Source organism: Sorangium sp. So ce363, assembly GCF_051520435.1.
Taxonomy (GTDB): Bacteria; Myxococcota_A; Polyangia; order Polyangiales; family Polyangiaceae; genus Sorangium; species Sorangium cellulosum_B.
The window spans coordinates 1,549,044-1,575,996 of sequence record NZ_CP150333.1 but is presented as its reverse complement, the minus strand read 5'-3'; the positions used below and the strand labels follow the sequence as shown (position 1 = coordinate 1,575,996).

The window sequence follows — 26,953 nt, the reverse complement described above, 5'->3', positions numbered from 1 at the left end:
CCGTCGTGTCCCACCCCCCGCTCACCCAGCTCTCCGACGAGGAGCGCCTCTTCCGCGACTCGGTGCTTGATTTCGCCCGGAAGCGCGTCGCGCCGCGCGCGGCGGCGATGGACGAAGAGGGCGCGCTCGACCACGATCTGCTCCCTCCGCTGTTCGAGCTCGGCCTCATGGGGATCGAGATCCCGGAGGCGTACGGGGGCTCTGGAGCGGGCTTCTTCAGCGCGATCCTCGCGATCGAGGCGCTCGCCGTGGTCGACCCGAGCGTGAGCGTGCTCGTCGACGTGCAGAACACCCTGGTGGCCAATGCGTTCCTCCGCTGGGGCACCGAGGCGCAGAAGGAGAGGTACCTCCCGCGGCTCTCCCGCGACTGGATCGGCTCGTATGCGCTGAGCGAGGCGGGCTCCGGCTCGGACGCGTTCGCGCTCGCGGCCCGCGCCGAGCGCCGGGGCGACCGCTGGATCCTGAACGGCCGCAAGCTCTGGATCACGAACGCGAACGAGAGCTCGGTGTTCCTGGTGTTCGCCAACGTCGATCCGACGAAGGGCTACAAGGGAATCACGGCCTTCGTGGTCGAGCGTTCCTTCCCCGGCTTCTCGGTGGGCAAGAAGGAGAACAAGCTCGGGATCCGCGCCTCCAGCACGTGTGAGCTCGTCCTCGAGGACTGCGAGGTGCCGGAGGGCAACGTGATCGGCGAGGTCGGCAAGGGCTACAAGATCGCCATCGAGACGCTGAACGAGGGCCGTATCGGCATCGGCGCGCAGATGCTCGGCCTGGCCGCGGGGGCGTTCGACCACGCGATGCGCTACATGGGCGAGCGGAAGCAGTTCGGGCAGTCGATCGCGAGCTTCCAGGGCGTGCAGTTCCAGTATGCGCGCGTCGCCATGGAGATCGAGGCCGCGCGCCTCCTCGTCTACAACGCCGCGCGGCTCAAGGACGCGGGTCAGCCGTTCGTGAAGGAGGCGGCGATGGCCAAGCTGTTCGCGTCCGAGGTGGCCGAGCGGACGGCGTCGCTCTGCATCGAGTTCATGGGCGGCGTCGGCTTCACCAGGGACTACCCTGTCGAGAAGCTCTACCGCGACGCGAAGATCGGGAAGATCTACGAGGGGACGTCGAACATGCAGCTCTCCACGATCGCGAAGCTGCTCCAGGCGGGATACGACGCGAAGGGCTGAGCGGGGGAGTTCGCCCCCATCCCACTACGGAGTTGCCCTCAGCGTCGCGCCTGGGCGGGCTCCCGCGTCACGGCAGCTGCCGCTTGAGATCCGCGAGCGAGCGGCGCGTCGACACCTGCTGCGGCAAGATCACGTCCCGCACCAGGGCGTGCGACTCGGTGTCGAGCTCCTCGATGTCGTTCCGGTAGTCCTTCAGGCCGTGCTCCTCCCCCTCGGCCAGCGCCGAGAGCGCCGTCTTGTGGCCAAGCGCCAGCGCGGTCCCCTCGACGGCCTTGGCGAACGCGCCCCATGGCCCGGAGCTCGCCGGGGGGTCGCCTCCGAGCTCCTCGATCCGCCGGCGCAGCACCTTCACCCGCGCCTCGTGCGACGCGAGGTTCAGCCGGAGGTGGTGAGCAACCCAGCCCTGGCGTGCCGCGGCGATGGCCTGACGGTAGGTCTCGACCGCGGACATCTCGCCACGGCAGAACGATTTGAGCTGCTCGATCGAGTCATCGTCGATGAGTCCGTCCAGGCCCACGCTCTCGTCTGCGAATGCGACCGGTTCCATGGGGTACTCTCCTGAGATGTCTGGTGAACGCCCGATTCCTCTCCTCCTTACCTCCCAAGGTGGGCCACCACGCCATACGTCCACGCAGGAGCCGCGATCGCCAGGGATCGTCGCCGCTGCGGGAAGGCGCGCGCCCCCTGTTGCCTCAGGGGTACATGTTCGCCTTGTACCGAATCAGTCTCGGCTGAACCCTTTCATTCTCTTCAAGTCCCGTTCCAACGTCCGGGACTTCGCGGTCATGAAGCGAGCTCATCGATCCGGCGGCGGCGCCCTCCAGCGGCGACGCGGAGCGGTGAGCGCCGCCGAGCTCACAGCGCGGCGAACACGCGGGCTCCCTTGCCCGTGCCGCAGAAATCGCCGTTGCCTGCGTCTCGCAGGATCGCGCGCAGCGCCGCGGCGTCCTTCTCGTCGCGCGCGAGGGCGCCGAGGAGCATCGCGCCTTCCTTGAGGCGCCTCTCGATCTCCGGCGCGCTCTGCTCGGGGATCCCGGCGTCGACGAGCACGCTGCTCAGGCTGGCCGTCTCGCTCGCCGAGCTCGCGTCCGCGAGCCTCACCGCGATGGGGCCGGCCACCGCGAGCCGCAGCCCCGGGACCACGAGCCCCGCGCTCGCCGCGGCGAGGACGGAGGTCAGCGCGCTCCCGTGCGAGGCCGCGCCGTATGCGCGCGAGCGCAAGATGTGCTGGCGGCGCGTCGCTTCGCTCACGATGGCGCAGACGTCCCGTCGCGTGTGCCCGCTGTCCAGGATGCGCCGGACGACGTCTTCGGCCTCCCCACGTGCTCGCACCATCCCGGTGATCAACCTCTGGCTCGCCATGCAGACCTCCTTGGCTGAGGGTTCGCGCCGCGCGCGCTGGTTTCCAAGGAGCTACGCACAACACGAACCGTACCGCGCGCGTATCCGGCGCGAGATCGCGGGCCGCTCGCGACCCCAGCAACAGCCCCCGTCGCGTCCGCGGCACGATGCCACAGCGGGGCGATCACGCTGTGACGCAACGACACGGCAGACTCGTCGGGAACAGCGGGGCGAGGCGCATCCCCGCCCGGCCGCTGCGGCGCTCGCCGCGGCGCGGCTCAGGCCGCGGCGCGTCGTTCCCTGGGGGGATGCTTCGCGCTCTTGCCGGCTCGCCGCGCGTTCACCGCGCGCGCCGAGCGCACGCTCTCGCGGAGGCGGGTCACGAGCGGCACCGCCTCTCGCTCGCCGAAGCCGCGGACGATCCGGAGCATCTTCGCCTCTTCGGGCCGGAGCGCCGCAACCGCCCCGTCCGCGACGGCCTCCTCCGCGTCGATCAGGGACTGCAGGGCGCCCTCCGTGTAAGCGCGGATCACGGCGGGGTGGACATAACAACGCTGACAGACCGCCCGTGTGTTGCCCAGACGGGCAGACACCCTGTCGATCACCTGGGCCACGCGCTTCTTCACCTGGCGGACCGAGCTCGCGATCTCCATCTCGCAGAAGAACGACGCGCACAGCACGGTGCCGGTCCAGGTGCGGAAGTCCTTCGCGGTGAAGTCGTGGCCCGCGACCGAGCGCAGGTACTCGTTCACGTCGTCCGAATGGATCCTTTGCCGCCGGCCCTCGCCGTCGATGTACTGGAACAGCTCGTGGCCGGGCACGTCCTGACAGCGCTTCACGATGCGGGCGAGCCGCCGATCCCGCACCGTCATCGCGTGCTCCTTGCCGCCCTTGCCCCTGAAGTGGAACCTGATGAGACTCCCCTCTATCTCGACGTGCTCGTCGTGAAGCGTGGTGAGTCCATACGAGTCGTTGTCGCGCGCGTACTCGTCGTTCCCTATGCGGATCGACGTCTCGTCGAGCAGGCGCACCACGGCCGCCAGCACCTTCTCGCGCGGCAGGCCAGGCAGCGCGAGATCCCGCTCGGTCGCCGCGCGGATCGCCGGGAGCGCCGCGCCGAACGCGAGCATGCGGTCGTACTTCGTCTCGTCGCGGACCTCGCGCCAGCGCGGGTGATACCGGTACTGCTTCCGGCCGCGCGCGTCCCGCCCTGTCGCCTGGATGTGCCCGCGCTCGCTCCGGCAGATCCACACCTCGGTCCACGCGGGCGGGATCGCGAGGCGGCGGATGCGCGCGAGCGTCGCCTCGTCCTTGACGGGGCGCCCGTCGGCGTCGACGTAACGGAAGCCCTTGCCCGCCCCTCGCCTGGAGATCCCCGGCTCCCCGTCGTTCACGTACCGGAGCCCGGCCGACTCGGCGGACTCGACCGGTGACGGGGTGAGCTGCCCTGTCCCCGCGAGCTCGCCGTTCGCGCGGGCGAGCTCGACCGTCTCGACGGACTCGACCGACACGCTGACGCGGCGCCGGCGGAGGACGACGCCACTCGCGGCGGAGCGGCGCGGAGCGCTCCGCGGGCGGCGCCTTTCATGGGTGGTCGTGGCGCTTCCGCTCTTCATGGCGCGGACCGCTCAGAGCGCCTCCTGCGCGACCGCGCTCGGAGCGCGCCGCCGCGCGCGATCGCGGTGCGCGTCATCGATGCACCGCCTCACCTCGGCGTCGATCGCCGCGATCGCCATCCGGTTGAACATGCGCAGCGGCAGCGGCATGTCGATCGCGAAGTCGACGGCCCTGGGCCGGAGCTCGAGCCGCCCGGAGAGCGTGAAGCCCTTGAAGGAGAGGCCGACATCCGCGCGCCGCTCGTCGCTCCAGAAAATGGAGGGAGCGTACTCCGCGTATCGATCACAATACTTCGCCATCGCCCGCAGGACGGCGCTCTTCGCTTCTTCGTCGTTCAGGTCGTGATGGACAGTGTGGTTCATGATGACCTCGGGTGATGGCTGGAAAATCGGCGCCAGCGGCGTCGACGCGCGACAGGCTCGTCAGCGCCGGCGTTCGCGGGGTTAGCAAGCCGGGTGCCCGTCGGGCCCGACGTGGGCCGAGCGCTGGCGGCAGGGCCATTTCCGGGCGCGTCCGCGCGAGAGCGGGCCCTCCCCCGCGGTCCGCGCATGTCGGCCTTCGCCACGAGCGGGGCAGATCGCCACGGCCAGCCTTGAGCCTGCCCCCTCGCGCCGCGGCTCAGCTCGCGGCATGGCGCGTGCGATCGGATGGGCTCATGCACGCGCTCCTGCACGAAGCTGCCGCGCTGAAGTCCCCACCTGCGCTCAGCGGGCGGCTAGGGCCACGGGCCAGGAGGGCGCTGAAAACGCTGTTGATCCTGCCTCTCGCGCTCTGGCTCGGCTACGTCGTCGTCGTGAACGTCATGCTGAGCACGGGGCTCATCGCGAGGCTCGTCAGCTACAACCCGATCGACGCCTCGCTCTATTACGGGTCGGCGTGGAGCCTCTGGCCGGGCGTCGTTCACGTGAAAGAGCTCCGGCTCAGCGGCTCCGACAGCGTGCTTCAGTGGGCGGTGGAGCTCGACGAAGCGAACGTCGATATCCACCTGACCGATCTCCTCCGGAAGAAGTTCTATGCGGAGGACATCCGCGCCACGGGCTTCGTGTTCCGGATGCGGATGCTCGTGGATCCGACGAGCGAGCGCGATCTGGAGGCGCCGCACATCGAGGCGCTGCCGCCCATCCCGGAGTTCGCGAACCCTCCGCTCAAGCCGGAGCTGCCGCCGAAGCGCGATCTCGAGAACTCGGACGAGGGCTACAACCTGTGGACGGTGCACCTGGAAGGCATCGACACGACGCTCAAGGAGGTCTGGATCCAGCAAGTCCGGTATGCCGGCGGCGGTCGCGTGCGGGGAGGGTTCTATTACAAGCCGCTCCGCGCCGCTCGCGTCGGGCCCGTCGCCCTGGAGCTCCGGTCGGGCGAGGTCCACGTCGCCGATCGCGTCGTCGCGCGGCTCGATGCCGACGCCGACGTGACGATGAGCACGTTCGATCCGCGGGACGTCGACGGGCTCGACGTCCTCGATACCGCCTGGGCGCGCGTCCGCCTCGACGCGCAGCTGCCGGGGCTCGATTTCATCCCCCTTCCCGCGGGCGAGGGCGCCGGACCCCGGCTCGAGGACGGGAGCGGAGAGCTCCGGACGAACCTCGTCGTGAACCGGGGGAGCGTCGAGCCGGGCAGCACCGCGTCCTACGAGACGAGCCACCTCGTGGCCTCCACGGCGTCGCTCCGCGCGACCGCCGAGGCGCGCGCGGCGCTCCGCGTCGACGAGCGCGGAGCGGCGCGCCTCGCCGTGACGCTGCCCCGCGCGACGCTCGATCGCCCGGGAAGCGGGCTGCCGCCCATCGTCGTGGAGAGAGCGAGCGCCACCTTCGACGCACCGGAGCTCCACCTCCTGCGGCTGCAGCCGGGGTTCGCGTCGAAGGTGGATGTCGTCGCCGCGGCGATCCCGGACCTGCGCTGGCTGAACGTCGAGGGCGCCGCGCCGGACGCGCCGCGGTTCACCGGCGGCGCAGCCTTCATGCGGAGCAGCCTGGAGGTCGACCCGCTGGGCCGGGGGACGGGCTCGCTGAACCTGCTGTTGAAACACGGCGCCCTGCAGTGGAAACAGACGAAGGTGAAGGGCGACGTGGCGGCGCGCATGACGCTCGACGCGGCGAACGTCTTGAATCCGACAGCCAAGCTGCGGAAGGGCCGCATCGACATCGAGGACCTCGCGGTCGAGCACGAGGGCGAGGCGCTCCCTGGCTGGTGGGCGCACATCGACATCGAGGACGCCGAGGTGAGGCGGGGGCTCATGGAGGCGGCGATCCGGGTGGAATGCAAGGACGCGCGGCCGGCCGTGATGCTGCTCGACGCCGAGGATGCCATTCCCGGCTGGGCCGCGGGGCTCCTCACGATGGAGGGGCTCAAGGCATCCGCGAAGGTGAGGCGCGCGGACGACGGCGTCGATTTCAGGCTGCTGGAGGCGAAGGGGGGCGATCTCGCGATCCGCGGGCGGCTCACGAAGTCCGACGGGCAGACCCCCAGGGGAGCGTTCCTCGTGACGAGTGGGCTGCTCTCCGTGGGCCTCGCGCTCGATCGGGACGGGGCCGGCGTGCACCCCCTCGCCGGCGACGACTGGGTAAACGAGAGGATCATTGCGCTGGGCAGGTGATCTCGCAAGACGACGGCGGCGGGCCGTGGGACGACCACCGCGCGGCTCGGCCCCGCGCGCGTATCGGGGCGGCGTGCGCCGCGACCGCATCATCACACTCGAGACCCCTCTGTAGTCATTACCGGGAGATTCGCTGTCTACTACGGCATCTCGGGTGAAATTCTCCATCCGGCCTTCCAGCTCGATGCCGTGCGACCGTGCAAACGTACAACCGTGCAACCGTACAAGGCGCACGACCTCGGCGCCGCATCGCATCCCACGAGGCTCGACGCTGGCTTCCGCACCGGGTTAATCTTTGCTTTGCTCAGCCCACCAGAACGCAGTGGTCGGTGTCTCGAGAGGCGGGGGCACGACAGAAGGACGCGTGAACTGAGCAGGAGGAACTTGGTATGTGCCAGAAGCTCTGTGGAAACGACTCGAACCACGACCGAGAGCCAGGCGAGGCGGGCTCGTCTCGTCGTCGGTTTCTCGCGGTGGGAGCTTCAGCGCTCGGTGCTGCGGCGGCCTTCTCGACTCCCGCGGCGGCGACGGGGAGGGCGGAGCACGATGATGACATGCCGCACGGGACAGGCGCCCCGCACCGGCGTTACATCCTGAGAGGCGGCGCCGTGCTCAGCATGGATCCGAACGTGGGGGACTTCGCCCGGGGCGACGTGCTCGTGCAGGGCAAGAAGATCATCGCGGTCGGGCCGCACCTGCACGCGCCAGGCGCGGAGATCATCGACGCGACGGGCACGATCGTGATGCCGGGGTTCGTCGACACCCATCACCACCAGTACCAGACCGCGCTGCGGAGCTTCCTCTCGGACGGCCTCCTGGCCAACGACGGCCTGCCGCACGGCGAGAAGAACTACCTCGACTACATCCACTTCACCATCACGCCGGTCTTCCGACCGCGGGACGCCTTCCTCGCCATACTCGCCTCCTCGCTCAGCCAGCTGGATGCCGGGGTGACGACGGTCGTCGACACGTCCCAGGTGGGCCACACGCCGGAGCACACCGATGCCGTCATCCATGGGCTGCAGGAATCGGGCCGCCGAGCGCTCTTCGTGTACTCGCCGGGCGCGGGCCCCGGCAACATCTTCCCGAACGATCTCGATCGGATCCAGAGCCAGTACTTCTCCTCGACCGACCAGCTCCTGACCCTGGCCATGGGCGGGGAGGTGTTCGACCCCGCGTGGCGCGATACCTGGGCGCTCGGGCGCCAGCACGGCCTGCCCATCGTGACGCACCTCGTCGGCAGCATCGGCCAGGGGACGCTCATCGAGCAGATCGAGAGCGAGGGTCTGATGGGGCCTGATCTCGAGTTCATCCACGCCAGCGCCATCTCGGAGGCCTCCTGGCAGGCGATCGCCGATTCGGGCGCGAACGTCTCGATCGCGGCCCCGATCGAGATGACCATGCGGCACGGCATGCCGCCTATCCAGGCCGCGCTCGATCATGGCGTCCAGCCCGCGCTCAGCACCGACGTCGAGTGCACCATGACCGCGGACTTCTTCACCCAGATGCGGACCGTCTTCACGCTTCAGCGGGCGCTCATCAACGAACGCGCGCTGGCCGGAGAGACGGATCTGCCCGAGCTCCTCACGTGCCGCGATGTCATCCGCCTGGCCACGGTCGAGGGGGCCCGGGTGGCCGGGCTCTCCCACAAGGTCGGCACGCTGACTCCGGGCAAGGAGGCCGACATCATCCTGCTGCGAGCGGATGCCATCAATGTGGCGCCGCTCAACAACGTACCGGGGGCCGTGGTGACGTTGATGGACCGCAGCAACGTGGACACGGTCATCGTCGCGGGGAGCATCCGGAAATGGCGCGGCAAGCTCGTCGGCGTGAACTTTGGCCGGCTCCGCGCCGGCCTCGAGGCGTCCAGGGACTACCTCCTCGACGCGGCGGGCGTCGAGCGCGTGCTCTTCTGAGGCGGTAGCCGCCTCGCGAGAGGAGAGGGAGAGTTCAACGCAAAGGCGCAAAGACGCAAAGGCGCAAGAGAGAGAGAGAGAAAATAAAGTTCATGCATTTTTGCGTCTTTGCGCCTTTGCGTTGAACTCTCCCTCCGGACTCCTGGCGGGCGGAACTAGCCGCGAGCCTTCTCACGAACGGCGATCTGGCGGATCGCCTCCTCGATCGCCCCCGCGACGCCGCGGATCCGCGGAACGCGCCGCAGATCGCGGTGGACCACGAGGTACACGCTCACCGTCGGGAGCGGCGTCGCGCAGGCGAGCCGCCGCAGCCCGGGCACGTCACGCGCGAGCGCGTCCGCGAAGATGCAGATGCCCTGGGACTCGCTCGCGGCCGTGAGCATCGCGTCGTCCGAGCTCGAACGGAACGGGAACCGACGCGCGCCACGGGCGACGAGCCACCGCTCCTGCTCGGACTCCCGCCCCGGCCCGTCGTAGCCGACGAAGTCGTGCCGCGGGAAGTCCGCCTCGCGCAGGTGGCCGTCGCGCAGGTGTCGCTCGACATACTCGTTCGAGGCCCAGAGGCCGTACGAGAACGTGCCGAGGCGCTTCTCGACGAGCGCCTTCGACGACGAGCGCACCGTCCGGACGCCGAGGTCGGCCTCACGCTTCGCCACGTCCGCGAGGCGCGCCTCCGAGGCGAGCTCGATCAGCGTCTCGGGGTGGATACGCCGCCACGCGGAGAGGACCTTCGCCATCGGGCGCGCGAAGCTCTCCTTGATCGAGACGCGCACCACGCCCTCGAGCGACTCGGCGCCGCGCGCGTCCCTCCCTTCGACGCGGAGCTCCCTCTCCATGCCCTCGGCGAGCGCGACGAGCGCGCGCGCCGCCGGATCGATCGAGGTCCCGGCGGTCGTCCGGTGCACGAGCTTCCGGCCGAGCGCGAGCTCGAGCGCGTCGATGCGCCGCCCGACCGTCGAGGTGGAGAGCCCGAGCGCCTTGCCCGCGCCGAGGAAGCTGCGACGTCGATCGACCTCGAGGAGCACGCGCAGGTCGTCCCAGGAGAAGGCGTCGTTTTTCATCCGTGGAACTCCGATGCCCGAAGATGTCCGTTCTCGCGAATCCACCCAGAGCTTACACATGGAGGCATGACGCGACACCCCTTCGAGAACCGGAACGCCCTGGTCACTGGAGCCTCCACCGGCATCGGCGCCGAATTCGCCCGCCAGCTCGCCGCGCAGCGATGCCACCTGATCCTCGTCGCCCGCTCGCGCGACAAGCTCGAGGCGCTCGCCGCCGAGCTGCGCGCCGCGCACGGCGTCCGCGTCGAGGTGATCGCCGACGACCTCACGAGCGCGGGGGCGATCGGGCGCGTGCACGCCGAGGTCGCGCGCCGCGGCGTGTCCGTCAATCTGCTCATCAACAACGCCGGATTCGCGACCCACGGCCGCTTCGAGGAGACGCCGATCGAAAGGCAGCTCGAGGAGATCGCGCTCAACGTGAGCGCGCTCGTCGCAATGACCCACGCGTTCCTGCCCGATCTCGTGAGGACGCGCGGCGCGGTCCTCAACGTCGCGTCCACGGCGGCGTTCTACCCGATCGCCTCGATGGCGGTGTACGGGGCGACCAAGGCCTTCGTGCTCTCGTTCAGCGAGGCGCTCTGGGCCGAGCTCGGCGAGCGGGGCGTGAAGGTGGTCGCACTCTGCCCCGGCGCGACCGAGACGCCGTTCTTCGAGATCGCCGGGGAAGCCGCGGCCGTGGGCGCGAAGGCGAAGGCGAGCGACGTCGTGCGGCTCGGCCTGAGCGCCCTCTCGACGGGGCGAACCCACGCCATCCACGGCCTCGGCAATTACATCCTCTCGAACCTCGCGCGCTTCGTGCCGCGCGCCATGGCGGCTCGCCTGACGGCGGAGGTCATGCGGAAGAACCAGGTGCGCGCCCTGCCTGCCAGGACGGCGGGCGCACGTCCCTGAGCTGCGCTCGGCCGGGCGCTGCGCCCCCCCGGCAGCGCGTCACGGCGATACGGGCGCCTTGAGCGCGAGCTCGCGCCGCAGCAGGATCTGCTGGAGCCCGAGCTGGCCGAGCGTGGTGCCGACCGATACGAGCCAGATGGTGTGCATGCGGAAGCCGGGGCGCGCGCTCAGGACGAGCACGGGGAGGATGAACGCGAGCGCGCGCGCCCCCGAGGCGGCGAGCGAAGGCCAGGTGTTGCCGAGGCCTTGAAAGACGCCGGCGCAGACGAACACGATGCCGCTCGCGAAGTAACCCCAGGAGGTCACCTGGAGGTAGTCGACGCCGGCCGCGATGACGTCCGGCGCGGGCGAGAAGAGCGCGACGAGCTGCGCGGGGAAGACCTGGCAGACCAGGGTGAAGAAGAGCATGAACCCGAGCACGAGCTTCACGCTCTCGAGCGCGGTCTCGCGGACGCGAGCGTAGGCGCGGGAGCCGTAGTTCTGGCCGACGACCGCCGCAGCGGAGAAGCTGATCGCCACGGCAGGCATGAAGCCGGCCTGCATCAGCCGCAGCCCGATGCCGAACCCGGCCTGCGCCTCCGAGCCGAAGGGCCGCGTGACCACGTAGATCACGCCCATGGTGACGGCCAGCAACAAGAACTCCGCGCCCGAGGGCAAGCCGATGGCCACCAGCCTTCGCCATGTGGGGAGGTCAGGCTGCCAGTCGGCGAGGCGGAGGCGAAGGAAGGTCTTGCCGCGCAGGAGATAGACGGCGAGCCCCACGACGGCGGCCGCGGTCGCGAGGAGCGTGGCGAGGCCCGCGCCGAATACGCCGAGCGGGCGCCCCGATACCCAGCCGAAGACGAGGAAGGGCGCGAGGACCATGTTGAGCAGCACGCTCGCGGTCTGGGCCACGAGCCCCGGCTTCATGTCGCCGATGCCGCGCAGGGCCGAGCCGAGCCCCACCATCGTGAACTGCAGTGCGAGCGCCGGAATGAACGCGAGCAGAAAGCTGCTCGCGAGCTCGGCGGTCATGGCGTCTCCCGAGAGCCTCTCGGCGTACGTGCGGTGAAGCGCGAGGCCGAGCACGAGAAAGAGGGCGCCCGCCCACGTGGCGAGGCTCTGCACCTGGTTGAACAGGCGCTGCACCTCGCCGTGCTCCTTTCTTCCGGCCGCCTGCGAGACGAGCGCCACGCAGCCGACCGAGAGCATCTGCGTCGCGGCCAGGGAGACGAACATCAGGTTGCTGGAGACCGCCACGGCGGCGACGGCCTCCTTCCCGAGGCGACCCACCCAGTAGATGTCGATCAGGCCATAGAGGGTCTGGATCGCCATGCCGGCCAGGATGAACAGCATGACGCGCACGACGTGCGCGCGCGGCTTGCCCTGCGTCATGTCGTGCACGCCGCGCGGCGCGGACGGCGCTTCGACTTCGATGTTGGTGTCCATATATTTTTACCGGGCAGTATCTGACCGTCTCGGTATTACCCGGGTATATTTTCCTCGCAAGGGCCAGGTGCACGAGCGTGGATCGGCGGCACCGCTCTTGAAGTTTTCCGGAGAAAAGCACAGAGTGGCGGGATGATGAAGCCCTCGTGCCTTGTGGCGATCGCCGCCTTGCTCGCAGCGCCGCTGCTCACCTCTTCTTCAGCGCGGGCGGACGTCCCGCCGCCCGAGAGCTGCGACACGCCGGGGTCGAGCTGTAACAACGCAGGGCCCGCTTACAACGAGCCTGGCACGTGCACGCAGCAGAAGTGCCAGCGAACGCTGCCGGGCGAGGACGGCGGCTTCACCACGATGGAATACGACTGCAATCTGTGCATTGCGTCGGGCGGGAGCTCGACGTCGGCCTCGGGCGGGAGCGCGACGTCGGCCTCGGGCGGGGACTCGACGTCGGCCGGCAGCGCGGGCGCGGACAAGGCGTCATCGGACGACGGCGGCTGCGCCATGAGCGGCGCCGCCTCGGACGGCGCGATGGCGGGGCTGATGCTGCTCTGCGGCGCCGCGGCGCTCGTGACCGCCCGCCGGCGCCGCTGAACCGAGCGTCGACCGTGGGTGCGCCCGGTCCTCCGCCTGCGAGCGTGGCCCGCCTGCTCGAGCGCGGCGTCGCGCCGCTCGACGGCGCGCGGCGGCGCCTCTTCGGCTTGCTCCGCCGGAGCGAGCTCGCGATCGCGGTCGTGGCGCGCCCCGATCGCAGGATAGCCACCCTCGCCGCGGCCAACGCGCTCGGCGCCTTCACCATGGCGGTCTTTGCGCCGAGCGCGCTGCTCGTGCTCGGGCCAATCCTGCTCGGCGTCCTGCACGTCGCGGCCGACGTGCGCTACCTCGTGCTGCGGCGCGGGCTGCCGTCGTGGTGGCGCGGCGTCGTCTGGACGGCCTGCGCCGCGCTTTTGGGGCTGCGGGGGGCCCAGGAGCTCTTTGGCTCGGCCGCGGCGCTGCTCCGCGCCGAGCACGCATTGCTCGCCGCCTGGCTCGGCGCCGCGGTCGTCGCCGGCGCGCTCGCGTCGCGCGCGTGGCGGCGCGTCGCGCTGGCCGCCGCCGCCGCCGTGGCGCTGTCGGCGGCGGCGCTCGCCGCGCCGCGCGGCTTCCGGCTCGTCCTCGCGCACGCGCACAACCTGGTCGCGCTCGCGCTGTGGCTCGCGCTCTTCCGCCGCCGGGTGCGCGCGGTCGCCTGGCCGCTCGGGCTCGTGCTGGCCGGGACGGCGCTCCTCGCGAGCGGGGCGATGACCTCGCTCACCCTGCGCGCCGGGTGGCTGGACGCCTTCGGGCTGCACCTCTTCCTGGCGAGCGACTGGCTCGCTCCCGGGCTGCCGACCCGCTCCGCGGTCGCGCTCACCGCATGTTATGCGTTCCTGCAGTCCGTCCATTACGCGGTCTGGCTGCTGCTCATTCCCCAGGAAGATCACCCGGGCCAGCGGACAACCACCTTCCGCATGTCCGCGCGCTCGCTCCGGCGCGACTTCGGGGACGCAGGGCTCGCCGCCGTGGCGCTCGTCGCCGCCCTGGTGCTGCTTGGCGCCCTGCGCGGCGCGCTCGGCACGCGCAACCTGGTGCTCTCGCTCGCCTCCTTCCACGGGTACCTGGAGCTCGCGCTGCTCGCGTACTTCTATGTCCGCGGCGACGTCGGCCGGCGCGCCGAGGAGGCGCGCCAGGAGCGGTCCGGGCGCGCGCGCGGGGTGGACCGCGGCGGGCCCGAGATCGCCGCGCAGCCGGCCGCGCCATGAGCCGCGTCTTCACCGATCCGCTGGTGGCCGCCTGGGCGCGCGCGTTCGCGTTCACGCTGCTCATCGAGCTCGCCGTCGCCTCACCGCTGCTCGGCGCGGCGGAGCGGTCACGAGGCCGCCGCGCCGCGCTCGTGGCCGTCGCCAACCTCGCGAGTCACCCGGCGGTGTGGTTCATCTTCCCCGCGCTCGCGATCGGCGCCACGGCGCGACTGGCCTTCTCGGAGCTCTGGGCGGTGCTGCTCGAGCTCGGCGTCTACCGGCTCGCGCTGCGCGAGCTGCCTGCCACGCACGCCATCGCGGCCTCGGCGCTCGCGAACGGCGCGTCGCTCGGGCTCGGGCTGCTCCTGCGCGCCACGACCGGCTGGGTGTGAGCGGGCCGCGGAGCGCCGCTCTGCCGGCTCCGGAGCAACACCACCGCGGACAGCGCCCCTGCGGGCGGGCTCGTCCGACGCGACATCGCTCGTTCGCCGACAGCGTGGGTGTTCGTCACACGCAGCGCGGACGGCTCCGCTGCGCTATGACTGCGAGATGTTTGGTCCAGGGCGCCCTCAGTACCCTCCGCAGCAGCCGCCTCAGTACCCTCCGCAACCGCCGCATCACTACCCTCCGCAGCCGCCGCCTTACTACCCTCCACCGCCGCCGCAGCGCCCGAAGTCAGGCCTGTCGCCGCTCGTGATCGTGCTCATCGTCCTCGGCGGGTTGTTCGCGCTGGGCGTGGGCGCCATCTTCGTGATCGGCGGCGCGGTGTACCTGGTGGCGAGCGCATCGCCGGAGCAAACCGTCGTCGAGACCACGCCTCCCGGCGTGTCGACCGCCGGCGGCCTCTCGCCGGTGGTGCCCACGTCGACGAGCACCCCGCTTCGCCCCGACCAGGAGGCCGACGAGGCGGCGGGCGAAGACCCGTCCACCGGCGACCGCGCCGCGGGTGATGCCCCGTCGCCTGCTGCCGACGACGAGACGGGTGAGGCGCCGGCGCCTCTGTCGACAGCGGCGCGGACGCCCACCTCACCGAGCGAGGGCTCCTCGAATGGAAGCCCGAGCAACGGAGGCGCGGCGGGCGGGACGTCCTGGTGGTGTACGGCGAGCGCGTCCGTGCGCGTCTGCGGCTTCGCGGGCGCGTGCAACTATCAGATGGTGTTCGGCAATGGCTCGGCGAAGGACCGCTTCCTGGCGTCGCAGCAAGCGAAGCGGTCGTGCGAGGCGAGCGCCCGCGCCAAGGGAGCCACGGCCTTCTGCGTCGTGCAGTGCAGCCCTCGCTGACGGGCGAGAACGTCGCTCGCTCCGCTCCGCTCAGCTCCTCTCGCCCGCGCTAATAACCGCCGCTGCCGCCGACCCCCGCCGCGCTGTATCCAGAGCTGTAGTCGCCGCCGCCCGCACCCCCGGGGCCGCCCGAAGTTACGTTTCCGCCGTAGTAGTAGTCGTCCGGATCTTCGTAGACGTTGATGTCGAGGTTCACCTTGCCGTTGAGCCACAGCTCGCTGCTCCCGATACCGAACGCATACTGAACCCAGCTCGTCGAATGCGGCGAGACGTTAACGTAGACATTCTGCGACGACAGCAGCGTGGCCTCCACGTTTGGATCCGTCACCGTGCCGTCCTCGACCTTCTCGAAGTGCCAGCCCGGAAGGAGCCTGACGCCGTAGTTGCCCTGCTCCAGATCGACGAGGATGGAGCTCGCGTCCGGATCCTCGTCCTCGCTGCTGACCGTCACCACAGTTCCGTAGCCACCACCGACAGCCATGGCCGAGGTATTCTCATCTTCGTAGTAGTAATAACCGTTCGAGATCTCGAACGTGGCGTCGCGGAGCCGGTATCGCGCTCCAGACGCTGCATCGGCCGCGAGCGGCAAGCTGATCGAGCCGACGTCCGGCCCGCGATCGGCAGCCTGCGAGCCGCAACCGCTGAGCAAGGCCGCGAACACCACGCCAGCCGCCGCCACCAACCCAAACCCCTTGATCGACTTGGTCATTCTATCCTCCCAATAAGCTGCCCCTCCCGGACCGACGGCGGCGTGTGCCGTGACCTGCCATCGGTCCAGAGTGGGCCACCACCTGAGAGCAACCCGCGGGCCAACCTGAATTTCCCGTAAATCAGCGTATGCCCATGGGCACACGCTCAGCATCTGGCCCATATTGAGCCAGATAGTTGGGCCATAGTTGGCCTGTGCCAATGCCTGATCTGTGCCACTGCGAGCGCACGCAAGCCGAGGCCGGGAGCGTCATGGCGCCGGCGACCGTCGATCGGCTGAGCCGGACCGGCTCGTCATCAGGCCGACGGCCCGGCGGCGGCTACCCCTCGCCCGAGAGCACCGCGGCGATCGCGACGCGCTGCCCTCGCGGCTGCCCCGCCGCGTCGGCGTGGGCCATGTCGAGGGCGGCCAGCACCGTCGACAGCGTCGTCTGGTCCAGGACCGACGACGCCTCGACGGCGTGGAGGTCTTCTCCCACGAAGTTCTTCGGGCAGGCGTCGATGACCGGCAGCGCGCGCTCGCTGGCCGGCGCGAACCGGATGGGCAGGCCGTGCGTGCGGCAGATGAGCGGCCGCGCCGCGTAGATCGCGCACCTCCCCTCCCCGTCGAGCGCCGGGCACACGCCCGGATCGCCCGCCCGCGCGCGCTCGGCCAGCGCCTCGCGGTCGGCCTCCGGGAGCGTCGCGAGCGCCTCGCGGATCGCGTCGGCCTCGATCGACGTCACCGAGAACCGCCGCCGGCAGCAGTCGCTGCACCCGGTGCGGCAGGCCATCCGCCCGCCGTGGCGGGCGCTCGCGCTCGCGAAGAACGCGTCGACCTTGGTGAAGAGCTCGTGGAGGCGCTCGCGCGGCGTGCGGTGCATTCGCCGGCGTCTATAGCGGGGCGGATCCTCGCGCGCCAAGGGCGCCTCCGCGCCGCTCGGCTCGCCCCGGCGTGCTTTCCACGTTATCCGGCGGCCACGGCGCGGCCGCTTTCGTACTCCGGCGAGGGCGCGTGCCGGGCCACGAGCTGGGCGACCTCGCCGCGGCAGGAGCCGCACCCCGTGCCGGCCTTGGTCGCGGCGCACGCCGCCTCGAGCGAGCAGGCGCCGCCCTCGATGGCCTCCCGGAGGGTCGCCTCGCTGACCTTGTGACAGTTGCAGACGATGCGCTCGGCCTGCGCCGCCGGCCCCGCGCCGCCGCCGGCGCAGAGCGCCTCCAGAGGATCGGCGGGCAGCGGATCGTTGCGATCGAAGAGCTGCACGAGCGTGGCCGCGGCCGCGGTGTTGCCGACGAACTGGGCGCCTAACAGTCGCCCGTCGCGGAGGATCAGCTTCCGGTACGTGCTCTTCCGCGTCTCCACGACCTGGAGCACGTCGTCGCTCTCGAGCTCCGGCTCGGTGCTGCCCATGGAGGTGACGTCGACGCCCGCCACCTTCAGCCGGGTATACAGCTTCGTGCCTCGGTAGCGCGCCTGCGGGTTCGCGCCCGTCAGGACGTCGGCGAGGACGGCGGCCTGCTCCCAGATGGGCGTCACGATGCCATAGAGCCTGCCCCGGTGCTCCGCGCACTCGCCGATCGCGTAGATGCCGGGCACCTGGGTGGCCATCGTGTCGTTGACGACGATGCCCTTGTTGATGGGCAGGTTGGAGGCGCGCGCGACGTCGACGCGAGGCCGGACGCCGCACGCGAGGACGACCATGTCCGCCGGCAGGACGCTGCCGTCGTCGAGGCGACACCCCTCGACCGCCTCCTCCCCGCAGATGGCCTCGACGGTGCGCCCGGTGCGGACGAAGATGCCGCAGCGCTCGATGTGCTGCTCGAGCATGTCGCCGCCCATCTGATCCAGCTGCGCGTTCATGAGGCTCTTCGCGACGTGGATGACGGTCACGTGGAGGCCCATGTCGCTCAGCACCTTGGCCGCCTCCAGGCCGAGGAGCCCGCCGCCGACCACGATGGCGTTGTCGCCCGCCCGCGCGCAGCCGCGCATCCGGACGCAATCGTCCATCGTCCTGTACACGAACACGCCCTGGCGCAGATCGCCCTCCGAGGTCGTCATGCCCTCGAGCGGCGGGACGAGCGGCTGGCTGCCGGTCGCGAGCACGGCGACGTCGTAACGATGGCGCGCGCCGTCCGCCGACACGACCGCCCTCGACCCGGTGTCGATCCGCGCCACGGAGGTCCCGCTGACGAGCCGCACCCCGTTCCGCTCGTACCAGGCGGGGGGCTTCGTGACGATGGAGTCGGGCGCCTCCCCTGCGAGCACCTTGCTGAGCAGGACGCGGTTGTAGGCGCCGCCCCGCTCCTCGCCGAAGACGGTGATGTCGTAGCGGTCCCTGGCGCCGCGCGACATCAGCTCGTCCAGCAGGCGGCACGCCGCCATGCCGTTGCCAACGATGACAAGGTCCTTCCTTCGCATCAGTTCGACTCCGAGACCCGGCGCGCCCTGACGGCGCACACCTTGAACTCCGGCATCCGGCTGGTCGGGTCCAGCGCCGGCACGGTGAGGACATTGGCGGCCTTCCTGCCGCCCCAGTGAAACGGAGCAAAGAGCGTGTCCGGCCGGATCGAAGGCACGACCGCTACCCGGAAGGTGACCGCCCCTCGCCGGCTCTCGACGAGCAGGGAGTCGCCGTCGACGACGCCGAGGCGCGCCGCCAGCCTGGGGTGGACCTCGACCTTCGGCTCGGGCTTGGCCTCCTCGAGCTTGGAGACCCGGCGCGTCTGGGCGCCGGAGTTGTAGTGTTCCTTGTAGCGGCCCGTCGTGAAGTAGAGCGGATAGGCGTCGTCCGGGAGCTCGGCGGCGGGGCGGTGGTGGACGGCGTGGAACCGCGCACGGCCGTTCGGGTGATGGAACCGCTCGGCGAAGAGGCGCGGAGTCCCCGGGTGCTCGACCGACGGGCACGGCCAGAAGACGCCTCGGTGCCGGCGTATCTTGTCGTAGGTGATGCCGCTGTAGTCCGCCTTGGCGCCCGCGGTCGCCCGGCGCAGCTCGTCGAACACCTGCTCCGCGGACGTGTACTGGAAGTGCCTGCCCGCGCCGAGGCGGCGCGCGAGCTCGCAGAAGATCTCGATATCGGTCTTCACCTCGGGGGGCGCGGGGCGGACTTTTTGCCGCAGGATCACCCGCCCTTCGAGGTTCGTCATCGTCCCCTCCTCCTCGGCGAACTGGGCGACCGGAAGGAGGACGTGGGCGTCCCGGGCCGTCTCGTTGACGAAGGCGTCACAGACCACGAGCAGATCGAGCGAGGCGAGCCGCCGCTCGATGTTGAGCGCGTTCGGCGACGCGACAGCCACGTTGGATCCGAACACGAGCAGCGCGCGGATCCCCCCCTCGGGGCCGAGCGCGTCGAGCAGCTCGTAGGCGCTCTTCCCCTTGGCCGGCAGCTCGGCAGGGTCGATGCCCCAGACGCGGGCGATGGCCGCCCGGTGCTCCGCGTCCTCGATATGCCGGTAGCCGGGGAGCTGATCGGCCTTCTGGCCGTGCTCGCGGCCCCCCTGGCCGTTGCCCTGTCCGGTGAGGCAGCCATAGCCGCTGTACGGCTTGCCGACCTTGCCGAGCGCGAGCATCAGGTTGATGAAGGAGAGCACGGTGTCTGCCCCCTTCGACTGCTGCTCCGGCCCGCGGCCGGAGAGCAGCATGCTGCTCGGCGCCTCGGCGAGCAGCCGCACGGCCTTGAGCTGATCCTGCGTGGAGACCCCGGTCAGCCGCTCGACTTGCGCCGGGTGGTACGAGAGGACGACGCGCCGGAGATCGTCGAACCCGTCCGTGCGCGCGGCGATGTACGCCGTGTCGATGAGCTTCTCCTCGAGGGCGAGGTAGAGCAGGCCGTTGGCGAGCGCCAGGTCGGACCCGGGCGTGGGCTGGAGGTGGAGCGCCGCGGCGCGCGCCGTGTCGGTGCGCCGCGGGTCGACGACGATGAGCGCGCCGCCGTTGTCGCGCTGCGCGAAGATCCATTGCATGATCGGCGGCAGGGTCTCCGCGCAGTTCGCGCCCCAGAGGAGGAGCGCCTTGGTCTGGGCGATGTCGGACACGGGGAACGGCAGGCCGCGGTCGATGCCAAACGCCTTGTTGTGCCCCGCGGCCGCCGAGGACATGCAATAACGGCCGTTGTAATCGACGTTCGGCGACTGGAGGGCGAGGCGGGCGAATTTGCCGAGGAGGTAGGTCTTCTCGTTCGTCAGGGCGCCGCTGCCGAACGCGGCCAGCGCCGCGGGGCCGTGGAGCTCGCGCAGCCGGAGGAGCCGCTCGGCGACGAAATCGAGCGCCGTGTCCCAGCGCGCCGGCAGGAGGCGGCCGGCGCGCCCGCGGATCTTCGGCACGGTCAGCCGCTCGGGGTGATCGAGCAGCGCCGCGGAGGTGAACCCCTTGATGCACATCTGCCCGCGGTTGACGGGGAAATCGTCGTCCGGTCGGACGTCGATCGCCCCCGCGTGGTCCGCGCGATCCGTCATGACCACGCCGCACTGGAAGGCGCAGTAAGGACAGTGGGTGTGCGTGGTCGTCTCGGAGGTGACGATCTTGAGCCGGAGGGAAGAGCGCGGTGCCATGGAGTCGCGTCGGCCACCCTCACCGAGCGCGTCGAGGAGGCTCTCCCTGGTGTAGCAATCGCTCTGTTTCGAACGTATTTCTGAGGAATGTGCGGGCAGTTAATCTGTCGACGCCCGATGTCGCCGGCGCAGCAGGACGTTCTCCCCCAGCGCCCACACCTCGGCCCCGTCCCCGCGCACCTCGAACAGGGTGCCCCAGGTGCCGGACGCCTCGCCTCGCCAGGTGTGGCCGCCATCGATGGATCGCAGGAGCACGCCGCGCGCGCCGCACGCCCACAGCGTGCCGGCGTCGTCTCCCCAGAGGCTCCTGAGGCTGCCGGAGACCTGGGCCACCACCTCCCAGGTCGCGCCGCCGTCTCGAGAGCGCAGCACGTCGCTGACGCCCAGTCCACCGGTCACGAAGAGCTCGTCGCCCCTGCCCCAGATCGCGGACAGATCGCGGGAGCTGCCGCTCTCCGCGGCTTCCCACGTGGCGCCGTCGTCGATCGTGCGGACGATGGTCCCGCCTGAGCCGACCGCCACGGCGCGCTGCTCCGGCCCTGCCCAGACGGCGCGGAGGCGCGGCTCGCGCGGGACCTCCAGCTCCAGCCATCGTGAACCGCCCGCGACGAGGCGGCAGACCCGGCCATCGAGGACGGCGAACGCCCTTGTCTCGCCCTGCCCGTGAACCGAGGCGCCGCCGGGTTTGCCTGTCACGTCCATCCAGGAGCGCCCGCCGTCCTCGGTCCGGATCTGCGAGATGCCCTCGCCGACAGCCAGGATCGTCTCGCCGCTGCCCCACACGGAGATCAGCGCGCCGGCGTCCTCCACGGCGCTCCTCTCCCAGGTCTGGCCGCCGTCGTGGGTTCGCGCGACGGTGCCTCCGTCGCCCACCAGCACGACCCTCCCCTGGCCTTGCACCCAGAGACCCCGGAACTTCCCTCGGACAGGCACCTTTTCCCAGGGCCCGTAGAGCGGCGCGTCCCCTGCCTGGACTGGCACCTTGGTGAAGCTCTTCCCGCCATCGAGGGATCGGGCGGCGGGGCCGTCTCCCACGCACCAGATCGCGCCCTCGTCATCGCCCCACGCCGCGCAGCGGTGCTGATCGGACCGGAGCGCGGTGCGCCTCCAGGTGCGGCCCTCGTCCTCGCTGATCGCCAGGATGCCGCTTTCGCCGGACGCGATCACGACGCCCGCGGCGCCGAGCCACAGCGCCTTGATCGAGCGCCCGGTCCCGGTGGAATGCGACTCCCAGGAGGCGCCCCCGTCCCGGCTCGCGTGGGCATGGCCGTCGCCGTCGCCCACGATCACGAGCCCGCCTCGCGCGCAGAGCGCCCTCGGACTCCGGCCCGGGACGTTGTGGCGCGTCCATGTCGCCCCTTGCAGGGTGGCGAGCTGTCCTTCGAGCGCCAGCGCGAGGAAGCGGCCCTCGGCGTCGACCGCTGCGGCCTCCAGGCAGAGGTCTCCGGGGCTCGGCCCGGCTCCCCAGGTCTGGCCGTGATCGCCGGAGCGGAGGACCGTCCCGCCGAGCCCCACCGCGATGGCCTCGCCGTCGTCCCGCAGGGCGACCCCGCGCAGGTCCGCCGTCGCGCCGCAGCCCACGTCGGACCAGCGCTGCCCGTCATCGCGCGAGGACAGCAGGATCCCGCAGTGTCCGGCGGCGATCAGCGCCGCGCCGGTGCCTGCGAGCGCGCTGAGGTCCTGGCGGGTGGACGTCTGCGCCCTCTTCCAGCGCTGGCCGCCGTCCTCCGAGCGGAGCACGTGCCCCTCGGATCCCGCGATGACAATCAGGTGACCTCGCCCCCAGACGGCGCTGTGCCGGATGCTCATTCCGGGCACGATACCAGGCCGGTGCACCGGGGGCGCTCGCGATCGTGTCAGGCCCCCGTGCGCTGCCGGCGAAGGCTCGCGATGGTCGACATCGTCGGTTGGCAACGTCGGTGGCCGTCCGACGTCTCATGCCCTCACCACAAGGAAGATCGGCGTGAGGACGGCGGCGTGTACCAGCTGCCCGACATCCGACAGGAGCGGGGTCAGACATCACCGGGCTCCTTCCGGAAGAAGTGACCGTGGAGGAACTGCCCGTCCGCCGGATCTCGGTGAACGTTGTACTTGAAGCAGCGGCTCGGGCAGCTCACATCAAACAGGTTTGGCGAATCGTGGACGCTCAGCACCGCCGAACACAAGGGGCAAACGGCCTCCACGCCCTCGTGCCTCGCGATGCAACCGCAGAGGTGCTGGAGCTGTCGACCTTCCGCCTGGTATCGATCGCGGCGGGCGGGAGTCCAGAGGTAGAGCGGCTTGTTCCTTCTTGCGGAGAACGCCCTGGCCTGCGCACGGAACACCAGCTCGACCTTGATCGTGTCATCGCCCGACGAACGATGAAACGCGAACTCAAATTTATAGATGTCGCGGACGGCGCTGTTCGGACCGCAGTACCGTTCTGCGTCGTAGGCCGCCACCAGGGCTCCGCTCGTCGACTCGAAAGGCTGTTCGACCTGCGGCAGCAATTCCTTCTCCAGAAATGCGCCGAGCGCCTCCTTGAACTCCGGGGTCATCGCTGCCGAGTGGTAGGCGCTCGCAAAGGGACCGAATTGAATGACGGCGAAGGCGGGATGCATCTTCGATCCCCAATACCGTCGTTCAGCAGCGGGCGCCAGAGCGACAGCGAGGCCCGCAGGCCGTGGCGCGAGAGCGGCCCTTCGACAGATGGATAAGTTGTCGATACAGCGTCACTTTTCAAGGAGGGAGGCGGATCGCGTGAGGTGCTCGATGTCAACCAGCGCGTACAGCGTGGCTGTACGGTGGAACCGGTGATGCCGCGGGCCCTTCATCGCGGGCGACGCGGCGGCGGGGGCGCCCCGGCCCCCTGGACAGGCGTCGACTGCCGCCGGTGCTCGACGGACCTACCCCATGGCGCTGGACAGCATCGGGGCCTTGCGGCGCAGAGCCGATTCAACACACAGTCATTGCATCGACTCCGCGATGGGCAGTTTGTTCAAGCATTGCGCGACATCGCCAGTCGGTCCACCTTCGTGAAAGTCACACTCGAGTAGCCTTCTGCCCCGCCATCCCGGCCGACGGCCTCCCGCTGCGGCTGAATGTCACAGGACTTGGTGTTGCAGGATCGCGGGGACGTCGTGTCGGTCCTCACACGAATCGACCTTCCCGGGAGCTCGGAGCCCTTCGCGCGCTCGTGGGACGTGCCCAAGAGAGCGCTCCTCAACGTGATCCAGGCGGTCCACTCCATCATCAGCATGCTGGAGGCCAGCCACACGGAACGGGCGCTTGCCCTGATCTCACAACATCAGCGCGCAAGGAGCTCGAAGCCGTAATCGGACTGGAGGGCGAAGCCTCCAGCTGCGCTGCTGCAGGGCTTCACCGGTTACCTGCGGGGCGATGGCCACGCAGGGCACGGCGCGATGCTGCGCGGAGGCGGCGCCCTGCGCTCGATAGCACCGTTTCATTTCTCGAACGCCGCCGTTCCAGCCCGCCGTCTGGCGTCGCCCGCCGTGTCGCCGCATACTCTGGACGTGATCCCGGCGCGGATGCGGGGCGGGTCGGATGCGCCTGCCTCCGCACCTCGGGCTGCAGCGGGCTCATCATGTGGCTCCGCCGGTGCAGAGGACATCACGGCGGATGGAACCTGGCCTCGATGATCCGCCGCGGTGCTCCGGGCGCGTCCTTCGAGCGCGAGGGTCGCGCGCGGCCGCTGCGGCTCTTCGAGACTGGCGATTGCCGTGAAGGGAGACGACGTCGCGAGCGGCACGCGCCTCGCCGAGCTCCGGGACCCACGAGCGAATTGCAGCGCCCGACTGAAGGCAAGGCCCGTTCTACTGACCGGGTGACTAGGATCAGATTGCCATTTCCATTCCAATCATAGATATCCACGAAAATGACACACCCGTTTAGACATTGACAGCGTTTCCGCTTCTGAGAATGATGCCTCCGCGCTGGCCGATGAAGCACGGAGCGGGCTCTCCACTGCGGAGCCCACGGGGCGTCTTGCGACGTGACCAGGATGCACCAAGGAACGCCTGCGCACGACCACGCGCTTGGCTTGGAAACATAACCCATCATAACAACACATTGGCGAACAAATGAAACACTTCTGTCACACGATGCCCATGGGCGCCCTGATCTGCGGCCTTGTCGCCGGAGGCATCTCGCTGAGCGCACCGGCTCAAGCTCAGGCGCTGGAGTTCGGAGTATACGAAGGAGAATCTTGCCCCGTAGGGTACACACCGTTGACCCCACTCGACGCCTTCTGGACGTTCTTCGCCCGCTGCGATGAGCTCCCCTATTCAGGGGTCTTTCGTATCGCAGACGGGTCCTCGATAGATGGCCCGTGGAACAACTGCCAGCAGCACGCCGACGATACCCGCGAGCTGGACTACATCCTCTGCAAGCCCAACTACCAGCTCTTTGAGATTGACGGGACCACCTTCGCGGTAGTGAGAGGCGGAGATCAGTGCCTGGAAGGCTTCGAGCACGTGGATTTCGCTACCGCCTCCGCCTACTCGGATGAGATATGCACTCACGTCGGGTACTGGGGGATTGCGAGGATCGGTGGAGGGGGCTCCATCGACGGTCCAGGTTACGGCTGCGGCGTCCGCGCGACCGACTCTCGCGAGCTCGGTGATGCCATCTGCGTAGAAATCGAGTGAACATCCCGAACCAGAGGCAGCTTGCGCGATCCCCACCAGCTTGGCAGCCAGGGTGCGCAGCAACCGAACTAGCTGCTTCGGATCGTACCCCTCGCACCGCGCGAACTTCTCGGCGCTCAATCCGCTCCGCTCGCATTTCCAGGAGGGGTGCGGATCGCGTAGGTTGTCTATGTCAACCAGCGCGTGCAGCGTAGCTGTACGGCGGGACGGCCGCTACGAGGAGCTTGACTTTCGAGTCGCGTCTCGATTTCCTTGCCCCAAGTTCGGCAAAGGAGTGGGCACTTGGAAGGCGCGACAGCGACCGGCTTGCACAATGCGCACATTGAATGCCCGTTTACCGCGGGAAGCGTCCAGCTGGCAGGCATTACCCTGTGTGACAATTGTTTCTCGCGGCTTCCGTTCGGTGCGCGCAAGGGTGTTCCCGGTTGGCGACCTCCCACGGCGTGCGACGCCTGTGGCCTGCCGCTCGCATCGCTCATCGGTAAGCCGGTGCGGTTGGACGACGGGTGGTGGACGATTCGTTGCGACTGTGGGAACCTCCTGCGAGGCTCACACCGTCGCAGCGCATTGTTCGGCACCTGGGCTTTCGTGGGAGTGCTGCCATCGGTGGAGCTCAACGTTGGTGACGGGCTCGTACCCGAGGCCGTCAGGAGCTCGAGTGACCTGGGAGCAACCTGGCGATCGACGGTGATGAACGGGCTCGACGTGGCTGACCTGGTCACGTGGCGCTCAGGCACCATCAACAGTCTGGAGTTCTCTGACGGATCGGCTCACAGGTTTCTGCTCCAGTTCCGGCGGGAGAATCCCGCCAGCTGGGTCGCATACGGTGGCGCAGGTGTCGGCGGCGCAGGCATGCTTCTCTGGGCGCCGCTCATGAGGGATCCCGAGCTTGAGCGGAGGATTGCAGCCATGCTCGACAGAGCAATTCGCTGGAGGCAATCGGCTCTGGCGGGCGGCAAGCAGGGAGTGATCGAGCCGCTTCGCGCCCTCGGGAACTTCTACGCGTATCTCTGCTGACAGGTCCTGGAGCGACGGTCACCCGCTTCGGATACGGGCCCACCTCGACGTTTTCGGTGCTCAGCGCACCGGAGTGCGCTTGCGCGCCGAAAACGCCGATCTGGGCCCGTCTCCTGTGCGGGTGACCGCCGCTCTGCTCTGCATGGTGCAGAGGTGGGCGGAAACCGCTGTAGTCTCGACGTGGGCACAGCTGCCCGGTGTCAGGCAGCTGTGTCCACCTCGAGACTAGCAGCCAAAGACCCCGGCGCCCCGCTCGATCTCGCCGAACGGATCCATGAGCGCGCGCAGGATCAGGCGCGCCGGCGCGCTCTCGATGCCCCCTGCCGCGCGCCAGGTCGCGTACCGGAGCTCGCCCAGGAGGACCCCGGCGAGCGGCGTGTAGACAAGATCGAGCGCCGAGGGTCGGACGCCGTTGGCCTCGTAGCCGTACTCCCAGAGGTGGGTGCCGGCGATGGCGAACGCGAGCGCGGCCGGGGCGCCGAAGCGGCATATCCGCGCCCTGAGGTACATCTCGCTCCCGAGCAGGCCGTGGCCGACCACGTTGATCGGCCACGGGTCGTGATCCCACCGGAAGGCGGGCTGAGCGGCGTCGAAGAGCGGCGGCTTCGTGAGCGCCTCGCCATAGTGGTATCCCCATCGCTCCGCGCGAAAGTCGGCGAAGGGCTCGGGCCACAGCACCGCCTCCACGCTGCGGGTCACCGTGAGCACGGCCAGCGTGTGCACGATCGGCGGCGCCCAGGCGGGCTCCACGGCCTCGGCCGCGGCAGCACGTGGTGACGCCTGGGGCTCCCCCGCGGCAGGCGCGCGCTCCGGCAAGGGGGCCGGGAGGCCAGGCGGAAAGGCCGACTCGGCCGGAGGAACCGCCGTGGTCCGGCCGGCGCACGCGGCGACGAGGACGGCGAGCAAAGCGGCAGCGCACAGGCGGATCGGGGCCATCGGGGAGCGGCCGCGGCGCGCGGTGGGTGCGGCGACCAGACTCGAGTCTAGAGCGACCA

Annotated in this window: 23 protein-coding genes; 10 read left to right on the top strand and 13 right to left on the bottom strand. The window is 70.0% G+C overall.

The window, feature by feature from the left end; genetic code table 11:
* The first annotated feature begins 5 nt into the window (after positions 1–5).
* Positions 6–1,172, top strand: a complete 1,167-nt coding sequence (locus WMF12_RS06010) for an acyl-CoA dehydrogenase (protein ID WP_437868397.1) — start codon at positions 6–8, stop codon at positions 1,170–1,172.
* 67 nt (positions 1,173–1,239) lie between these two features.
* On the opposite strand, the gene WMF12_RS06005 is transcribed toward WMF12_RS06010, so the two are convergent.
* The 4 genes from WMF12_RS06005 to WMF12_RS05990 all read right to left on the bottom strand — a co-directional run bounded on the left by WMF12_RS06005 (position 1,240) and on the right by WMF12_RS05990 (position 4,492).
* On the bottom strand, positions 1,240–1,719 hold the full coding sequence (locus WMF12_RS06005; protein WP_012233797.1) for a DUF2383 domain-containing protein: 480 nt from the start codon (positions 1,717–1,719) through the stop codon (positions 1,240–1,242).
* Positions 1,720–2,027: 308 nt separating this feature from the next.
* A complete protein-coding gene (locus WMF12_RS06000; RefSeq protein ID WP_437744664.1) occupies positions 2,028–2,534 on the bottom strand; it encodes a hypothetical protein in 507 nt (168 codons plus the stop codon).
* A gap of 257 nt (positions 2,535–2,791) precedes the next feature.
* Complete coding sequence (locus tag WMF12_RS05995) at positions 2,792–4,129, bottom strand: DNA topoisomerase IB (protein WP_437868396.1); 1,338 nt, start codon at positions 4,127–4,129, stop codon at positions 2,792–2,794.
* Between the two features lie 12 nt (positions 4,130–4,141).
* Positions 4,142–4,492: a polyhydroxyalkanoic acid system family protein gene (locus WMF12_RS05990; RefSeq protein WP_437868393.1), complete on the bottom strand. Its 351-nt coding sequence runs from the start codon at positions 4,490–4,492 to the stop codon at positions 4,142–4,144.
* Positions 4,493–4,881: 389 nt separating this feature from the next.
* Here WMF12_RS05990 and WMF12_RS05985 point away from each other — a divergent pair, with 389 nt between their 5' ends.
* Both WMF12_RS05985 and WMF12_RS05980 read left to right on the top strand, forming a co-directional pair.
* Positions 4,882–6,726, top strand: a complete 1,845-nt coding sequence (locus WMF12_RS05985) for a hypothetical protein (RefSeq protein WP_437868392.1) — start codon at positions 4,882–4,884, stop codon at positions 6,724–6,726.
* A gap of 389 nt (positions 6,727–7,115) precedes the next feature.
* Positions 7,116–8,642 carry an amidohydrolase family protein gene (locus WMF12_RS05980; RefSeq protein ID WP_437868390.1) on the top strand — a complete coding sequence of 509 codons (1,527 nt, stop codon included), beginning with the start codon at positions 7,116–7,118 and terminating at the stop codon, positions 8,640–8,642.
* Between the two features lie 155 nt (positions 8,643–8,797).
* Here the strand turns inward: WMF12_RS05980 and WMF12_RS05975 are convergent, their stop codons facing one another.
* Positions 8,798–9,703, bottom strand: a complete 906-nt coding sequence (locus tag WMF12_RS05975) for a LysR family transcriptional regulator (RefSeq protein WP_437744659.1) — start codon at positions 9,701–9,703, stop codon at positions 8,798–8,800.
* Between the two features lie 66 nt (positions 9,704–9,769).
* Here WMF12_RS05975 and WMF12_RS05970 point away from each other — a divergent pair, with 66 nt between their 5' ends.
* Positions 9,770–10,594 carry an SDR family NAD(P)-dependent oxidoreductase gene (locus WMF12_RS05970; protein ID WP_437744658.1) on the top strand — a complete coding sequence of 275 codons (825 nt, stop codon included), beginning with the start codon at positions 9,770–9,772 and terminating at the stop codon, positions 10,592–10,594.
* A gap of 39 nt (positions 10,595–10,633) precedes the next feature.
* Here WMF12_RS05970 and WMF12_RS05965 read toward each other — a convergent pair whose 3' ends face one another.
* Positions 10,634–12,022: an MATE family efflux transporter gene (locus tag WMF12_RS05965; protein WP_437868365.1), complete on the bottom strand. Its 1,389-nt coding sequence runs from the start codon at positions 12,020–12,022 to the stop codon at positions 10,634–10,636.
* A 132-nt stretch (positions 12,023–12,154) separates the two neighbouring features.
* Here WMF12_RS05965 and WMF12_RS05960 point away from each other — a divergent pair, with 132 nt between their 5' ends.
* From WMF12_RS05960 to WMF12_RS05945, 4 genes are all read left to right on the top strand, one after another.
* Positions 12,155–12,610, top strand: a complete 456-nt coding sequence (locus tag WMF12_RS05960) for a hypothetical protein (RefSeq protein WP_437868358.1) — start codon at positions 12,155–12,157, stop codon at positions 12,608–12,610.
* A 14-nt stretch (positions 12,611–12,624) separates the two neighbouring features.
* Positions 12,625–13,797: a hypothetical protein gene (locus WMF12_RS05955; RefSeq protein WP_437868354.1), complete on the top strand. Its 1,173-nt coding sequence runs from the start codon at positions 12,625–12,627 to the stop codon at positions 13,795–13,797.
* Positions 13,794–14,168, top strand: a complete 375-nt coding sequence (locus tag WMF12_RS05950; RefSeq protein WP_437868350.1) for a hypothetical protein — start codon at positions 13,794–13,796, stop codon at positions 14,166–14,168. The genes WMF12_RS05955 and WMF12_RS05950 overlap by 4 nt, the downstream gene beginning before the upstream one ends.
* A 157-nt stretch (positions 14,169–14,325) precedes the next feature.
* Positions 14,326–15,057, top strand: a complete 732-nt coding sequence (locus WMF12_RS05945; RefSeq protein WP_437868345.1) for a hypothetical protein — start codon at positions 14,326–14,328, stop codon at positions 15,055–15,057.
* A gap of 49 nt (positions 15,058–15,106) precedes the next feature.
* Here the strand turns inward: WMF12_RS05945 and WMF12_RS05940 are convergent, their stop codons facing one another.
* From WMF12_RS05940 to WMF12_RS05915, 6 genes are all read right to left on the bottom strand, one after another.
* Positions 15,107–15,766, bottom strand: coding sequence for a hypothetical protein (locus WMF12_RS05940; RefSeq protein WP_437868339.1), 660 nt, complete (start codon positions 15,764–15,766; stop codon positions 15,107–15,109).
* A 319-nt stretch (positions 15,767–16,085) separates the two neighbouring features.
* Complete coding sequence (locus WMF12_RS05935) at positions 16,086–16,628, bottom strand: YkgJ family cysteine cluster protein (protein WP_437868333.1); 543 nt, start codon at positions 16,626–16,628, stop codon at positions 16,086–16,088.
* 83 nt (positions 16,629–16,711) lie between these two features.
* Positions 16,712–18,163, bottom strand: a complete 1,452-nt coding sequence (locus tag WMF12_RS05930) for an FAD-dependent oxidoreductase (protein ID WP_437868327.1) — start codon at positions 18,161–18,163, stop codon at positions 16,712–16,714.
* The gene (locus WMF12_RS05925) at positions 18,163–20,295 is read right to left on the bottom strand and encodes a molybdopterin oxidoreductase family protein (protein ID WP_437868319.1); all 2,133 of its coding nucleotides are present in this window, start codon (positions 20,293–20,295) and stop codon (positions 18,163–18,165) included. The genes WMF12_RS05930 and WMF12_RS05925 overlap by 1 nt, the downstream gene beginning before the upstream one ends.
* Before the next feature lie 99 nt (positions 20,296–20,394).
* Entirely contained in the window at positions 20,395–22,104 is a 1,710-nt protein-coding gene (locus tag WMF12_RS05920; protein WP_437868305.1) for a WD40/YVTN/BNR-like repeat-containing protein, read from the bottom strand.
* Positions 22,105–22,307: 203 nt separating this feature from the next.
* A complete protein-coding gene (locus tag WMF12_RS05915) occupies positions 22,308–22,895 on the bottom strand; it encodes a hypothetical protein (protein ID WP_437868297.1) in 588 nt (195 codons plus the stop codon).
* A gap of 1,626 nt (positions 22,896–24,521) precedes the next feature.
* Between WMF12_RS05915 and WMF12_RS05910 the strand changes: the two genes are divergently transcribed.
* Complete coding sequence (locus tag WMF12_RS05910) at positions 24,522–24,941, top strand: hypothetical protein (RefSeq protein ID WP_437744645.1); 420 nt, start codon at positions 24,522–24,524, stop codon at positions 24,939–24,941.
* Positions 24,942–25,547: 606 nt separating this feature from the next.
* Positions 25,548–25,958 carry a hypothetical protein gene (locus WMF12_RS05905; protein WP_437868288.1) on the top strand — a complete coding sequence of 137 codons (411 nt, stop codon included), beginning with the start codon at positions 25,548–25,550 and terminating at the stop codon, positions 25,956–25,958.
* Between the two features lie 225 nt (positions 25,959–26,183).
* On the opposite strand, the gene WMF12_RS05900 is transcribed toward WMF12_RS05905, so the two are convergent.
* The gene (locus tag WMF12_RS05900; protein ID WP_437868284.1) at positions 26,184–26,894 is read right to left on the bottom strand and encodes a DUF3943 domain-containing protein; all 711 of its coding nucleotides are present in this window, start codon (positions 26,892–26,894) and stop codon (positions 26,184–26,186) included.
* Positions 26,895–26,953 lie beyond the last annotated feature (59 nt).

What these genes read in the sequence shown, in the direction of transcription:
- WMF12_RS06005 (WP_012233797.1), bottom strand. Translation starts at nt 1,719, where the DNA reads ATGGAACCGGTCGCATTCGCAGACGAGAGCGTGGGCCTGGACGGACTC.
- WMF12_RS06000 (WP_437744664.1), bottom strand. Translation starts at nt 2,534, where the DNA reads ATGGCGAGCCAGAGGTTGATCACCGGGATGGTGCGAGCACGTGGGGAG.
- WMF12_RS05995 (WP_437868396.1), bottom strand. Translation starts at nt 4,129, where the DNA reads ATGAAGAGCGGAAGCGCCACGACCACCCATGAAAGGCGCCGCCCGCGG.
- WMF12_RS05990 (WP_437868393.1), bottom strand. Translation starts at nt 4,492, where the DNA reads ATGAACCACACTGTCCATCACGACCTGAACGACGAAGAAGCGAAGAGC.
- WMF12_RS05980 (WP_437868390.1), top strand. Translation starts at nt 7,116, where the DNA reads ATGTGCCAGAAGCTCTGTGGAAACGACTCGAACCACGACCGAGAGCCA.
- WMF12_RS05975 (WP_437744659.1), bottom strand. Translation starts at nt 9,703, where the DNA reads ATGAAAAACGACGCCTTCTCCTGGGACGACCTGCGCGTGCTCCTCGAG.
- WMF12_RS05970 (WP_437744658.1), top strand. Translation starts at nt 9,770, where the DNA reads ATGACGCGACACCCCTTCGAGAACCGGAACGCCCTGGTCACTGGAGCC.
- WMF12_RS05965 (WP_437868365.1), bottom strand. Translation starts at nt 12,022, where the DNA reads ATGGACACCAACATCGAAGTCGAAGCGCCGTCCGCGCCGCGCGGCGTG.
- WMF12_RS05960 (WP_437868358.1), top strand. Translation starts at nt 12,155, where the DNA reads ATGATGAAGCCCTCGTGCCTTGTGGCGATCGCCGCCTTGCTCGCAGCG.
- WMF12_RS05950 (WP_437868350.1), top strand. Translation starts at nt 13,794, where the DNA reads ATGAGCCGCGTCTTCACCGATCCGCTGGTGGCCGCCTGGGCGCGCGCG.
- WMF12_RS05945 (WP_437868345.1), top strand. Translation starts at nt 14,326, where the DNA reads ATGTTTGGTCCAGGGCGCCCTCAGTACCCTCCGCAGCAGCCGCCTCAG.
- WMF12_RS05940 (WP_437868339.1), bottom strand. Translation starts at nt 15,766, where the DNA reads ATGACCAAGTCGATCAAGGGGTTTGGGTTGGTGGCGGCGGCTGGCGTG.
- WMF12_RS05935 (WP_437868333.1), bottom strand. Translation starts at nt 16,628, where the DNA reads ATGCACCGCACGCCGCGCGAGCGCCTCCACGAGCTCTTCACCAAGGTC.
- WMF12_RS05930 (WP_437868327.1), bottom strand. Translation starts at nt 18,163, where the DNA reads ATGCGAAGGAAGGACCTTGTCATCGTTGGCAACGGCATGGCGGCGTGC.
- WMF12_RS05925 (WP_437868319.1), bottom strand. Translation starts at nt 20,295, where the DNA reads ATGGCACCGCGCTCTTCCCTCCGGCTCAAGATCGTCACCTCCGAGACG.
- WMF12_RS05920 (WP_437868305.1), bottom strand. Translation starts at nt 22,104, where the DNA reads ATGAGCATCCGGCACAGCGCCGTCTGGGGGCGAGGTCACCTGATTGTC.
- WMF12_RS05915 (WP_437868297.1), bottom strand. Translation starts at nt 22,895, where the DNA reads ATGCATCCCGCCTTCGCCGTCATTCAATTCGGTCCCTTTGCGAGCGCC.
- WMF12_RS05900 (WP_437868284.1), bottom strand. Translation starts at nt 26,894, where the DNA reads ATGGCCCCGATCCGCCTGTGCGCTGCCGCTTTGCTCGCCGTCCTCGTC.